Source organism: Pseudarthrobacter phenanthrenivorans, from assembly GCF_036455295.1.
GTDB lineage: Bacteria > Actinomycetota > Actinomycetes > Actinomycetales > Micrococcaceae > Arthrobacter > Arthrobacter phenanthrenivorans_C.
Genome location: NZ_JAYXNX010000010.1, coordinates 55,683 through 68,541, shown reverse-complemented (window position 1 = coordinate 68,541; position 12,859 = coordinate 55,683). Strand labels below are relative to the sequence as shown.

Annotated in this window: 9 protein-coding genes, 1 tRNA gene, 1 other RNA gene and 1 pseudogene; 5 read left to right on the top strand and 7 right to left on the bottom strand. The window is 66.3% G+C overall.

Annotated features, from left to right (window positions below; all coding sequences use genetic code 11):
• Positions 1–55: 55 nt before the first annotated feature.
• Positions 56–271, top strand: coding sequence for a hypothetical protein (locus tag VXJ37_RS14095; RefSeq protein WP_331323658.1), 216 nt, complete (start codon positions 56–58; stop codon positions 269–271).
• Positions 272–353: 82 nt separating this feature from the next.
• On the opposite strand, the gene VXJ37_RS14090 is transcribed toward VXJ37_RS14095, so the two are convergent.
• The 4 genes from VXJ37_RS14090 to ffs all read right to left on the bottom strand — a co-directional run bounded on the left by VXJ37_RS14090 (position 354) and on the right by ffs (position 6,208).
• Positions 354–1,712 (bottom strand): aspartate kinase, encoded by a 1,359-nt coding sequence (locus tag VXJ37_RS14090; RefSeq protein ID WP_141943926.1) that lies wholly within the window; start codon positions 1,710–1,712, stop codon positions 354–356.
• 205 nt (positions 1,713–1,917) lie between these two features.
• Positions 1,918–2,517, bottom strand: coding sequence for a recombination mediator RecR (gene recR, locus VXJ37_RS14085; RefSeq protein WP_331323657.1), 600 nt, complete (start codon positions 2,515–2,517; stop codon positions 1,918–1,920).
• Between the two features lie 72 nt (positions 2,518–2,589).
• Positions 2,590–6,090: a DNA polymerase III subunit gamma and tau gene (locus VXJ37_RS14080; RefSeq protein WP_440589814.1), complete on the bottom strand. Its 3,501-nt coding sequence runs from the start codon at positions 6,088–6,090 to the stop codon at positions 2,590–2,592.
• A 21-nt stretch (positions 6,091–6,111) separates the two neighbouring features.
• Positions 6,112–6,208, bottom strand: an RNA gene (gene ffs, locus VXJ37_RS14075) — signal recognition particle sRNA small type.
• 394 nt (positions 6,209–6,602) lie between these two features.
• Here ffs and VXJ37_RS14070 point away from each other — a divergent pair.
• Positions 6,603–6,687, top strand: a tRNA-Ser gene (locus VXJ37_RS14070).
• A gap of 79 nt (positions 6,688–6,766) precedes the next feature.
• On the opposite strand, the gene VXJ37_RS14065 is transcribed toward VXJ37_RS14070, so the two are convergent.
• A complete protein-coding gene (locus tag VXJ37_RS14065; protein ID WP_331323655.1) occupies positions 6,767–7,696 on the bottom strand; it encodes an oxygenase MpaB family protein in 930 nt (309 codons plus the stop codon).
• Positions 7,697–8,296: 600 nt separating this feature from the next.
• Here VXJ37_RS14065 and VXJ37_RS14060 point away from each other — a divergent pair.
• A pseudogene (locus tag VXJ37_RS14060) lies at positions 8,297–8,650 on the top strand (M23 family metallopeptidase); the annotation flags it as partial.
• 74 nt (positions 8,651–8,724) lie between these two features.
• On the opposite strand, the gene VXJ37_RS14055 reads toward VXJ37_RS14060, so the two are convergent.
• Positions 8,725–9,135 (bottom strand): hypothetical protein, encoded by a 411-nt coding sequence (locus VXJ37_RS14055; protein ID WP_331323765.1) that lies wholly within the window; start codon positions 9,133–9,135, stop codon positions 8,725–8,727.
• Positions 9,136–9,559: 424 nt separating this feature from the next.
• On the opposite strand from VXJ37_RS14055, the gene VXJ37_RS14050 reads away from it, so the two are divergent.
• Complete coding sequence (locus VXJ37_RS14050) at positions 9,560–10,072, top strand: glutathione peroxidase (protein ID WP_331323654.1); 513 nt, start codon at positions 9,560–9,562, stop codon at positions 10,070–10,072.
• Positions 10,073–10,234: 162 nt separating this feature from the next.
• Positions 10,235–11,164, top strand: a complete 930-nt coding sequence (locus tag VXJ37_RS14045) for a phosphodiesterase (protein WP_331323653.1) — start codon at positions 10,235–10,237, stop codon at positions 11,162–11,164.
• A gap of 62 nt (positions 11,165–11,226) precedes the next feature.
• Here the strand turns inward: VXJ37_RS14045 and VXJ37_RS14040 are convergent, their stop codons facing one another.
• On the bottom strand, positions 11,227–12,852 hold the full coding sequence (locus tag VXJ37_RS14040) for a stealth family protein (RefSeq protein ID WP_440589813.1): 1,626 nt from the start codon (positions 12,850–12,852) through the stop codon (positions 11,227–11,229).
• Between the last annotated feature and the right edge of the window lie 7 nt (positions 12,853–12,859).

Genomic DNA, 12,859 nt, shown 5'->3' with positions numbered 1-12,859 from the left:
CTCCCCCCGGGGCCGGTTGCGCTTTCGCCCGAGCGTCGGGAAGGGGGTGGAAACAGTGGCACATGTCCTCGCCAGTTTCATGGGCCTGACAGACAGGCTCCGTTTCGTCTTTGGTCCTGCCACCCGACTGGACGCCGACGCGCCCGTGGTGCACAAACACGATGAATTCGAGCAGGCCTCCGAAGAGGATCTCTCGCATTTCGTCGTGGAAACGGATTCGACCGGCCATCACTACGCGGTACGCCGTGAAGATTTGGAACGCGAAACCTGATACTCCCTGGATGCTTCCAGAAACAGAAAAGCCGGGTTGCCTTTCCTGGAAAAGAAAGGCAACCAGGCTTTTCGCGTCTAACCTAGCGGCCCGTGCCGCCGTAGACCGTCGCTTCGCTTTCGGTGTCGAGCCCAAACGCCTTATGGATCACGCGGACGGCTTCGTCCAGCAGATCCGCGTGGGTCACAACGGAGATGCGGATTTCCGACGTGGAGATCATGTTGATGTTGATGCCGGCGTCGGAGAGTGCCTTGAAGAATGTGGCGGAAACGCCGGGGTGGGAGCGCATGCCGGCGCCGATCAGGGACAGCTTGCCGATCTGCTCGTTGTATTCGATGGCCTCGAAGCCGATCTGGTCCTGCGCCGCGTGGAGGGCGGCCAGGGCGTCGGCGCCTTCCACGATGGGAAGCGTGAAGGAGATATCGGTTTTGCCCGTGCCGTGGGTGGACACGTTCTGGACGATCATGTCGATGTTCGAGTGCGCGTCTGCGATGACCTGGAAAATCGCGGCGGCCTTGCCGGGGATGTCCGGGACGCCCACAACGGTGACCTTCGCTTCCGAACGGTCATGCGCAACGCCGGAGATGATTGGCTGCTCCAAGGCAACTCCCTCTTGAGTGGTGATCTTGTCGTCGGCGCTGGGGATGACCCAGGTGCCTTCATGCTGGCTGAATGACGAGCGGACGTGCAGCGGCACGCCGAACCGGCGCGCGTATTCGACGCACCGCAGGTGGAGGATCTTGGCGCCCGAAGCAGCGAGTTCCAGCATCTCCTCGCTGGAAATGGTGTCGATCTTCTGGGCAGACGGAACCACCCGCGGGTCCGCCGTGAAGATGCCGTCCACGTCGGTATAGATCTCGCACACGTCGGCATCGAGGGCGGCCGCCAGAGCCACGGCGGTGGTGTCCGAGCCGCCACGGCCCAGCGTGGTGATTTCATTGGTGGCCCGGGTCATGCCCTGGAAGCCTGCCACGATGGCGATGTTGCCTTTGTCCAGGGCGGTGCGGATCCGGTGCGGGTCGACGTCGATGATCCTCGCCTTGCCGTGGATTCCGTCGGTGATCATGCCCGCCTGCGAGCCGGTGAAGGACTGGGCGGAGGCGCCGAGCTTGTTAATGGCCATGGCCAGCAGCGCCATGGAGATGCGCTCGCCGGCCGACAGGAGCATGTCCATTTCCCGGGCGGGCGCGGAATCGGTCACCTGCGCGGCGAGGTCCAGGAGTTCATCCGTGGTGTCACCCATCGCCGAGACGACCACAACCACCTCGTTGCCGGCTTTCTGGGCATCGACCACCCGCCTTGCCACACGCTTGATTCCGTCCGCGTCCGCCACGGAGGAGCCGCCGAATTTCTGCACAATGAGCTGCTTGGTCACCGCTCCGGCGGCGGGCGCCACCTGCGGCTGTGTTGCGTTGTGCACTTCGGTGGTGGGCGTACTCATGCGCGTACCTTCATTGGATCAATTGGAGTTCTGGAGGCCAGGCGGCCTGACGCCGGGACGGCGCGGCATTCCTTGGGACAGTTTATCGCCGTGCCCGGAGGGACGTTTAATTGTGACCACATACCGGCCCACGCCCGGCACGCGGAGGCAGCGGACACCAGGTTCAACCACGCAGAAGTACGACTGCGGGCGGCAGCGGGATGCGTCAGCCCAGGGCGTTGCGGCGCCCCTCGAACGCCCGGCCCAGGGTGACCTCGTCGGCGTATTCCAGGTCCCCGCCGACGGGCAGGCCGGAGGCAAGGCGGGTGACGGCAATGCCGATGGTCTTGAGCATGCGGGCCAGGTAGGTGGCCGTTGCCTCACCTTCCAGGTTGGGGTCCGTGGCGATAATGACTTCCTGGATTTCACCGTCGTTGAGGCGGGTGAGCAGTTCGCGGATCCGCAGCTGCTCAGGTCCCACGCCCGCGATGGGATTAATCGCTCCGCCCAGCACGTGGTAGCGACCGCGGAACGAACGGGTGCGCTCCACTGCCAGAACGTCCTTGGACTCCTCCACAACGCAGATAACGGCAGGATCGCGGCGCGGGTCGCGGCAGATGTTGCACAGGTCCTGCTCCGTGACGTTGCCGCAGACGGTGCAGAACTTGACGCGTTCCTTCACGGTGGTGATGGCTTCCACCAGCCGTTTCATGTCCTGGGGGTCGGCCTCGAGGATGTGGAACGCCAGCCGCTGCGCGGACTTGGGTCCTACTCCGGGAAGGCGTCCGAGCTCGTCAATCAGCTCCTGGACAGCACCTTCGTACACGTTTCCCTCTTCAGTTTGGTATGGATGGCGGGTGGATCAGGGCAGGTTCAGGGCGTGGAGGCCTGAGCGTCCTCAGTAGCGGGGCGGGACCGGGCTTCCGTCCAGTGACCGCTCCTCGATCAGCTTGCCGCCCAGGATGCGCTCCACGGCGGCGCGGCCAAACACCCCCGATTCCTCGATGGTCTCATCATCAGCGCTTGGGATGTCCTGGACGTAGGTGCTTTGGGCAGCAGTGGCCCTGGCAGGGGCCTTGGCCCGGCCGGCCTCAGCTTCAGGGCTGTTGGACAACCGCTGGTAAAGGCTCTGCCGGGTTTCCGTCCGGCCCGCTGCCGGCGCGGCCGCGGGTGCCTGGGTCCGGGGCGCTGCAACGGAAGCAGATGCCGCAGGTGAGTGTGCAACAGGGGACGGCGCAACAGGGGAGGCTGCAACCGGGGCCGGTGCTGTGGAGGACGGTGGGACGCGGGCCGGTGCCACCGTGGCGGGGCCGGCCGAGGCCATGGCGAATTCAGGTGCCGGGGCGTGCTCGGGGGACGCCGCGTGGTGGCCGCCAAAATCAGGTTCCCCGTGACTGTTGCCGGGGGCAGTTACAGCGCCCCCGCCTTGCCATGCCGTGTCCGCTGCCGCTGCGACCGGAACCGCGGGGATCGAAGGCGGAACCTGGGCCGTGGCGGGTGCGTAGTGCGGGACGGCGGTCTGTTCCCCGATGTTTTCAGCAGTGGAGGATGGCGCGTGCTTGGCTCCTACGTTGCTCTTGTCTCCCACCACCCAGATGCCGGGGGCCTGTTCCACGGCACGGGTCCAGGGGTCATGCACGGCGCCGGCCGGCTGGCCAGTGCTGGGGGCGGCAGGTGGTGCGCCGCTATCCATCGGTGCGCTGCCGGCCGTACTTCCGGGGGTCCCCGACGCAGGCTTGCCGCGTCCGCCGGCCGGCTGGCGGCCGGCTCCAGTTGAAGAAGGTGAGGCAACGCCGCCACCGGACCCTTCCGAGGGCTCCCAATCCATGGGAGGTTCTTCGTCCAGGGGAGGAGCGTCCTCGTCCCGGGCCGGGCCCCAGTCGTCATCCGAGTAGGAGTAGTCGCCGCCGGCCGACGGGTACGGGGACATGCCGGAGCCGGGGCCTGGTCCGGTTGCAGGGCTGCCGGAAGCGGCCCGGGCAGGTTCCGTGCCCTGGTGGCCGTCCCCGTGGGGCCCGGACGCAGGCGGTAATCCTTGCGCGGGGAGGGCGGATGAATCCGCCGCCTGTGTGCCGGCCTCCTGGGTATCAGCTGGGGTGGCTGCAACAGCTGTGCTTCCGGAGCGTCCCCCGGCAGTCGTGCTGCCGGCTGTATTGAAGGCTCCGGTACTTCTGCCTTGCGTGGCAGCCGGAGCTGTAGCCGCAGTCCCTGTGGCAGGTGCAGCGGCGGCAGGAGCAGCCGGCGGAGATGCTTGGGCGGGAGCCGGAGCCAGCCCCCATGCAACGTCAGCTGAAGTGGCCGGAACCACCGGGCTGGCGGGCACTTTTGGGTTTGGCTCAGAGCTCGCCTGGCTGGGGCCGCCACCGGCCACCGCGTTGATCTGGCAGTCGATGCCAACAGTTTTATGGATGGCCTTGCGCAGGTTGTCGGAGTGGTCCGCCCTGCCGAAGGCCCCGGCAAGCCCGGACGTGGTGAACGAGAGGGTGAGGACACTGCCGTCAAAGGCGCTGACCTGCGCGTTGGGCTCAACAAGTGCCCAGGTGCTGCGCTTGATCTTGGACAGCGCCTGCAGGACGTCAGGCCACGCCCTGCGGAGGACCTCCACATCACCCATGGCCGGGGACGCGGGAGGCGCGGAATGTGCCGGGGCTCCCTGGTCAGGTGCCGCCTGGCGCTGTGCCGGCTCGTTGTTGCCGGATGCCTGCATGCTGCCCGCCGGCTGAGGGGCGGCCGTCTGTGGCGCCGGGTTGCTTTGTGGCGAGGGGTTGCCTTGCGGGACGCTGTTGTTTTGCGGTGCTGCATTGTTGTGCGGTGCTGCAGGCGTCTGCCGTGCTGCCGCGGGGGTGGTTCCTGGCGCAGCAGGGCCCTGTGGCGTGCGGGCGTGTCCCTGTTCCTCCACAGGCCAGTCGCTGGTGCTGACCCGCGGCGGGGTGAGCGGGCTGCGGGGAGCTTCAGCCGCGGGAGCGGCGTGGCCGCCCGCTGCCGGCGTGGCTGCCGGGGCCTCCGGTGACGCAGCTTCGGTGTGGCCGGAAACCTGGGGCACGGAAGCCGGTGCCTCTGGAGTGCCGGGTACTGACTTTGCGGAGGTAGCAGGCAGTGCGGCAGGAGATTCCGGCGCTGCCGTGCCTGCAGGCGCTGCAGCTGCCGGCGCCGGGGTGGCAGCAGGCGCCGGGGCAGCGGGAGTCCCGACGTCGTTCCCGGCGTAGTTCAGGCGCCGCTCCACCCGGTCGATCCGGGCAGCCATGCCGCGCTCATTCTGTTCGGAGCTGGGCAGCAGTATCCGGGCGCAGAGCAGTTCAAGGTGCAGCCGCGGGGACGTGGCACCTGTCATTTCGGTCAGCGCCGTATTGGTGACGTCTGCGGCGCGGGAAAGTTCCGCTGCTCCAAGGTTGTGTGCCTGGTTCTGGAGGCGGGCGATCTGGTCCGCCGGCATTCCCCGCAGGATGGCGTGGGCGCTCTCCGGCATCGCCTGGACGATGATCAGGTCACGGAAGCGCTCCAGGAGGTCCTCGACGAAGCGGCGCGGGTCATGGCCGGTTTGGATGACCCGGTCAACGGCGCGGAAGACGGTGGCGGCGTCGGACGCGGCGATGGCTTCCACGACGTCGTCCAGCAGTGATGCGTGGGTATAGCCCAGCAGCGCCACCGCCAGTTCGTAGTCCAGCCCGGTGGGTCCGGCGCCGGCCATGAGCTGGTCCAGGACGGAGAGGGAGTCGCGGACGGAGCCGCCGCCGGCCCGGATGACCAAGGACAGGACACCGGGGGCCACCGGGACGTTCTCCTGGCGGCACAGGAGTTCCAGGTAGGCCATCAGGGGCTCTGGCGGCACCAGCCGGAAGGGATAGTGATGGGTCCGGGACCGGATGGTTCCGATGACCTTGTCAGGCTCGGTGGTGGCGAAGATGAACTTGATGTGTTCCGGCGGCTCCTCCACGATCTTCAGCAGGGCATTGAACCCCGCCGAGGTGACCATGTGGGCCTCGTCAATGATGAAGATCTTGTAGCGGTCCCGGACGGGCGCAAAGGTGGCGCGCTCGCGGAGGTCCCGTGCGTCGTCGACGCCGCCGTGGCTTGCGGCGTCGATCTCGATGACATCCAGGGAGCCGGAGCCGCCCCTGGCCAGCTCGACGCAGCTGGGGCAGGTCCCGCAGGGGGTGTCCGTGGGGCCCTGGGCACAGTTCAGGCAGCGCGCCAAAATTCGGGCGGACGTTGTTTTGCCGCAGCCCCTGGGGCCGGAAAAAAGGTAGGCGTGATTGACGCGGTTCTTCCGCAAAGCCGTCATCAGGGGCTCGGTGACGTGCTCCTGCCCGATAACGTCAGCGAACGAGTCGGGACGGTATCTGCGGTACAGGGCGGTAGTAACTGTCACAGAGAAAACCCTACCAATCCGGGCTGACATCATGCCGCCCTGTGGGGGAATAGTAAAGACCCCCCATGCACCCGCCAGAGCCCGTCTACCCTTGCTACCTTCCGGTCCTGGGGGAGTTCAACAGGATGACGCCACATGAGGGGCCGTCAGATACTTTACCCGAACATCCGGCGCGACTCGAATCGGCTTTCCGCCAGCCGGCGGGGCGCCCGGCGGGTGGCCCCGTGCGCTTCACAGGCCAGGGACATTGCGGAAATCCATTGCGTATCACTGCGCCAGCCGCGATCATTGGTATGTACACCGATTGGGGCAATCTCAAGGTTGTGAGCTGCGTGGCCTGGCTGAACGGGACTGGACCCGGCAGCTCAACGGTGCAACAGGGAATGGGCGCATTGGGGGCGTCCATTTTCACGTTGAGGGGCAGTGGGCCTAAGGCTGGCAGGGGCATGGAATGGCGCCCCGGAAACCGCATCAACGGGGCCAATTGGGCGATGCGGGAAACTTCAGGTAATCTAGTACCTGCTTTTGATTCAGAAGCAGTTGGAGAATTCGCCTAGCGGCCTATGGCGCACGCCTGGAACGCGTGTTGGGTTAACGCCCTCGGGGGTTCAAATCCCCCATTCTCCGCCGGTCAAGAACCCGGCTCCGGTAACCCTGGAGCCGGGTTCTTGCTTTTAATACCCGGGACTTGCCTCCGGGGCGCCGGTCAGGCCACCCGGGGAGAAGGCCCTGCCAGCCGCTGCAGGCGCTCCCGGGCTGCCATTTCGCTGGGACCCATCCGCCTGCGGAAGCCACCCAGGGCGACGTGGACGACGCCGAGCACCATCTTCGTGGCCAGCCGTACCGGAAGGGGGAACGGGCCCAGCCGCGGAACCGAGAGTCCCAGCATCTGGCGGTACCGGGGTTCCAGGCTGTAGACGGCGCCGGCGAACAGGATCCGGTAACCGGGCCTCAGCAGGGGATGCAGCGGGGCGTTGCGGATGAATTCCACCGTTTCCTTCACCCTGTCGTCAGCCCTCAGCTGCCCGTACCAACGGTCCAACTGGCGGTGCATCTCCGCTTCGGTCAGCGGCGGGTCTTCCACGCCCATCAGTTGCCCGGCCTGGGCCCACTCCCGGACATAGGAGTCCGCCCCGCCCGGAATGGGGCCGCCCCAGATCTTGTGGGCAGCGAGGAAGCCGTCCGTGAAAGCAAGGTGGATCCAGCCGGCCAGGTCGGGATCGTTGGCGCTGTACGTGTGCACTTCGCCGTCGTTGCCACTGTAGTTGCCCTGGACGGGCTCATGGAGGCGGCGGACCCGGCTGGTTGCCTCCTCTGCGGCCGCCGTTGACCCATACGTCACCGTGAAGATCCACCGGATGGTATTGGCCAGACGCCGGAGCGGGTCTTCGCGGAAGTTGGAGTGCTCGTGCACGCCTGCCAGCGCGCCCGGGTGGAGCGACTGCATGAGCAGCGTGCGGATCCCTCCAACGATGGGCGTCATGGACCCGTGAACCGCCCACACCGCCGAACCGGGAAGGTGGTAGCCCGCGTCGTCGCCCTCGGCCAGGCGCAGCGTCCAGTCAGGCGGGGCGTCGGCCCTGCCTGAAAAGGTCTTCTTGACTTCGTCCCGCCATGTACGGAGCACATTGCGCATGAGACATTGTTGCCTATTTGGGCAGGCACGGCATGCTGCCGGGAGGATCCTGCGGCTGCCTGCCCCTAACGGCCCACAAAAATCCCGCATTGTCCGGCCCCGGGGTTTCCGCCCCAGCCGTCCTGTGGTCCCATGGGACATACCGTCGAGACACCGAGCGGCAGGCCACGTCGTGGAGTCAGTTAATTGGGCAGGAATTCTGTGCCCGGCAACGGGAAGCCGGACCAACATACTTTTCCCCGCGTTGCCCGCGCCGTCGCTGCGGCCGGGGTGCTGGCCGCAGCCGTCTGCGCCGTCAACCTTTCTGCAGGCTCTCCCGGGCCGGGCGGGCTGGCTGGAGCGGTTGTCGATGCCGGCGCCGGTCCTGGCGCTAACGCCCCGGCCCGGACTTCCGGAACCGGCAGCGTTCCCCGGCCGCACGCGGCAGACGCTCCGCCGTCGTCGGACCAGCTTGTCACCAGTGCCTTGCCGCCCGCCATCCTCTCCGACCCCCAGGCCGCCCTGGCCTTCCCGCATACTTCCATCGGAGGGTCCGTCCAGGACGCGTCCGCCCTGGCAGTCGGAACCGCAGCAGCGGGAAGGCCGTTGGCGGGCTTCCTGATGTCTCCGCTTCAGTTCCTCGATCCCAGCTCACCCTTTGGGTACAGGGTCAGCCCGATCAGCGGGGCAGCGGGGGACTTCCATCTGGGGCAGGACTTCGCCGCTGCTTGCGGAACGCCCGTCTATGCAGCGGATTCCGGTGTTGTCCGCGCTGCAGGGTGGCATCCCTGGGGCGGAGGGAACCGCATAGAAATCGACCACGGCGACGGCCTCATCACCACGTACAACCACCTTGAATCCATTGGTGTCCACACCGGCGACAGGGTCCAGGCAGGGCAGGCCATCGCCCGCGTGGGCACCACGGGATGGTCCACGGGATGCCACCTGCATTTCGAGTCCATCCTCAACGGCCGCTACACCAACCCAATGCGGTGGAGCTTTTTGCAGCTCCGGGCACTGAGCCAGCCGCTTGCAGCGGACTTGGTGTCCTATGCTCCCGGCCAGGGGCTGTCCGGAGGCATGATCAGCTGGACCATCCCCCTCCAGGTGGACACCGGAAGCGGGTTCCCTGCGGCAGGCCTGCAGGTGTCGCCCTTCCCGGCGGCGGTGGCGCCTGCCCCCGCGCCATTGCCATGGGAGGCGATGGGCGCAGTGCTTCCGCCTCCCAGCGTGCAGTTGACGACGACGGACCAACCACCCGCGCAACCTTCCGCAAGCGCCGTGCCACCTTCCTCGGGGCCGGCTCCCAGCGATCCGGCACCCTCCCCGACCGACCCTGCAAGCCCTTCCCCATCAACGGCTCCGTCTGCGACAACTGACCCAGTGAGCCCATCGCCCTCGCCGTCGCCGACTCCGACGCCGACGCCGACGGCGGCTGCGCCTACCGATCCGGTAGCCACTGACCCGGCGGGCCCGACGCCGACTCTGTCTGCGCCTACTGATCAGGCATGCCCGTCGCCGTCGCCGACTGATCCGGCACCCATTGAGCCTGCGCCGACTGACTCTGCAACTCCGCTGCCTACTGAGCCTGCGCCTGCACCTACGACGGTGGCGCCAGCACCAGCGCCGGAACCTGCGCCCGCAACGGTCGCGCCGGAACCTGCACCTGCGCCCACGACGGTCGCGCCAGAGCCTGCGCCTGCGCCCGCGCCCACAACGGTCGCGCCGGCACCTGCGCCGACGCCGACGGCCCTCACTCCAGTGCCTCCGGCGGTTGAGCCCACGCCCGCGCCTACTGCCAGCGATCCCGCGGCGACCACCCCGCCGGCCTAGGAAATCCCGAAGCGGACCCGTACCCAGGGGGATTGGCGACGAATTGCCTGTATGGAGATTTTTTCGCAGACGCGCCGCCCCCGCCCGCTCTATCCGATCCCGCTGATACTCAATGACGGCACCCGGACCAACTTCGGCCAGTTTGAAGGGAAAGTGGTCCTGGTGGTCAACGTGGCATCCAACTGCGGCTTCACCCGCCAGTACGCCGGGCTCGAAGCCCTCTACGGGAAATTCCGCGACCGTGGTTTCGAGGTGCTGGGTGTTCCCTGCAACCAGTTCGCTGGCCAGGAGCCCGGTACAGACAGTGAAATAGCGGATTTCTGCGACCGGAACTTCGGAGTCACCTTCCCGCTGACGGCCAAATCGGACGTGCGTGGCCGGAACCAACACATGCTCTACTCCGAGCTCACCAAGTTCAGGACCGGCCTGCTGCCGGGGATGGTGAAGTGGAACTTCGAGAAATTCCTGGTGAGCCGTGAGGGCGAGGTGGTGGCCCGGTTCGCCCCTACGGTTGAACCGGACTCAGCGGAGGTCATCGACGCGATCGAGGAGGCGCTGGGGTGAGGGCAGCGAAAACGGGGACCCGCCCCTGCAGAAGCGCAGTTCTTTGAACTTTTTCCACATCAGTAATGGCAATTCACCCCAAGTTTGCCAAATGTCTGATTGGATAAATATTACTGAAGGGTACAAGGGAAGAACGGCTTCCCACCGACCATAGAGGTAGCAATGGAGCACATCGAGGCCGAACATCCCCGGCCACGCCACTTCCTACTCCACCTGAGCGATCCCCACTTGTTGGGAGGTCCAGAACCCCTCTACGGAACCGTCGACAGCGAAGCCAGGCTTAGCCAGCTCTTCGACGAAGTCAAAGCGTCCGGCGCCCGGCCCGAGGCCGTGATTTTCACCGGCGACCTCGCTGACAAGGGCGATCCAGGCGCATATGTGAAGCTGCGCGCCATCGTGGAGCCGGCCTGCAGGGAGATGGGTGCGCAGGTCATTTGGGCCATGGGAAACCATGACGACCGGGCCAACTTCCGCAGGGGGCTGCTCGACCAGCCGGGAACCGACGAGCCGGTGGACCACAGCTACTTCATCAACGGGCTGCGGGTCATCACCCTGGACACTACAGTCCCGGGTTTCCACCACGGTGAACTAAGCGCTTCGCAGCTGGAGTGGCTGGCCGAACAGCTGGAAACACCGGCCCCGGACGGCACCATCCTGGCCCTGCACCACCCTCCGGTTCCGTCCGTGCTGGATCTTTCGGTCCTGGTGGAACTGCGCGACCAGTCATCGCTGGCGGCAGTGGTTCGAAACTCTGATGTCCGCACCATCCTCGCCGGCCACCTGCACTACTCCACCACCGCCAGCTTCGCCGGTGTTCCCGTCTCGGTTGCGTCCGCGTCCTGCTACACCCAGGACCTGAACGTTCCGGTTGGAGGCACGCGCGGGCAGGACGGCGGGCAGGCATTCAACCTTGTGCACGTGTACGAGCACACGATCGTGCATTCAGTGGTTCCCCTGGGCAGTGCGCCCACTGTTGGCGAGTACGTGTCACCGGAAGAGACGGCCCGGCGGCTGGCCGAGGCAGGTATCAGGATTCCTGAGACCACCAAGCAGCGCGGCAGCGCCAAACTCGGGATCCCCTCCCGTCACTAGGACCGGTCCTCGTGGGGCCGGTCCTGGCCTGGATGGCCGCCCCACGCCCGGCCGGGCACGGGTTACTTCTCCCAGGGTGCCTTGATGGGGAAGTACCGCTCCAGGAAGTCCGTCACCACTTCGGCGCGCTCGTCGGCACTGACCTCCGGGAAGCTGCCGTCGTTCAGGCAGAAGAAGTCCATGTTCCGCTTGGCCAGCAGCTTTGGCAGGTACTTGAGTCCGGACCGCAGGGTGGTGTCCACGTAGCGCACCTTGGCGGCCGTCTGGGTAACGGCCCGGCCGGTCAGCAGGGCGTAGTAGTGGTAGAACGAGTTGGTCACCGAGATGTTGTCCGCAGCACGGAAGCGGCTGGCCGCCGTCTTGCGGAACTCCCCGGGGAATTCCTCTTCCATCTGTGCCACCAGGCTGCGGCGCAGCGGCGCGGCAGTATGTTCCAGGTGGCGGGTGGTGATCCGGCCGAACCTGTTCCACAGCAGCTTGCGGTTCACGCGGGCGGCGTTTTCAAACCCGCTGCGTTCCGCGTCATTCTCGCCGAGCCCAATCCTGGTTTCCGCCTCGATGAACTTGGTGATGCCGCCCGGAGTGAAGAACATGTCCGGGCCCACGGGGCGGCCAAAGAACATGTCGTCATTCGAGTAGAGGAAGTGCTCTGACAACCCCTCAATATGATGCAGTTGGCACTCCACCGCCTGGGAGTTGTGGGTGGGCAGCACGGAGGGATCGGAGAAGAACTCCTCGCTCCGCACGATCGTCACGGACGGGTGGTCTGCCAGCCAGGCCGGAGCCGGCGAGTCCGTTGCGATGAAGATACGGCGGATCCACGGCGCAAACATGTAAACGGACCGCAGGGCGTACTTGAGTTCGTTAATCTGCCGGAACCGGGCCTCGTGGTCGTCGCCTTCGCCCAGGACATGACCCTTTTGCTGGGCCCGGCGCGCCGCGATGTATTCGGGGGAGCTGCCGTCAACCCAGGAGAAGACGATGTCGATGTCGAAGCTGATGTCGCTCGCATGGTCGGCGAACATGTTCTCGATGGTGGGCCAGGTGTGCCCGTAGCGCTCCACGGTCCCGCGGACCGCGTCCTGGCGCAGCAGTGTCCTGCGGGTCAGCGAGTTTTCGATGGGAAGGATCAGCTGTTCGCCTTCAAAGGCCCACAGTTCAATCTGCACGCCGGCGGAGGCTCCGAACTCGAACCCGCCGACAGGCTCCACCCGTGGCCGGTACAGGCGGAAAATCCGGCCCTGACGGTTGGGGGACAGCTCACCGTCTGCCACCAGGACGGACGTCTTCTTCTTGGCGTCAACCGTCATGGAGTAGAAGGGCTCGTCCCGGCACGCCTCGACCAGGGCGGCCCGGAGCTTCTTCCGGTCCTTCCAGTCCAGGGCCAGCACCGGCCGGTCGTTGTTGCCGCGGACCAGCAGGTACGAGAGGCCTGCGTTGGCCAGGACATTGCGCAGGAACAGCAGGTCTTCCACCATCGCCTGGTAAGGGGTCCGGGTGTCATTGATCAGGGCATAGCGGCCCTTGTGCCGGACGACGTCCGGCCGGTGGCTGAGCCGCTGCTCCGCCGCCGCCGACGTTATCTCGGCGTGAAATTGTTCCTCCACGGACGCCTGGCCGCCGTAGTAGACCTCGTCCTGGACCGGTGCTTCTGTAATGGTTGTCTCCGCGCTGCTGGAAGTGGGCATTCTTACC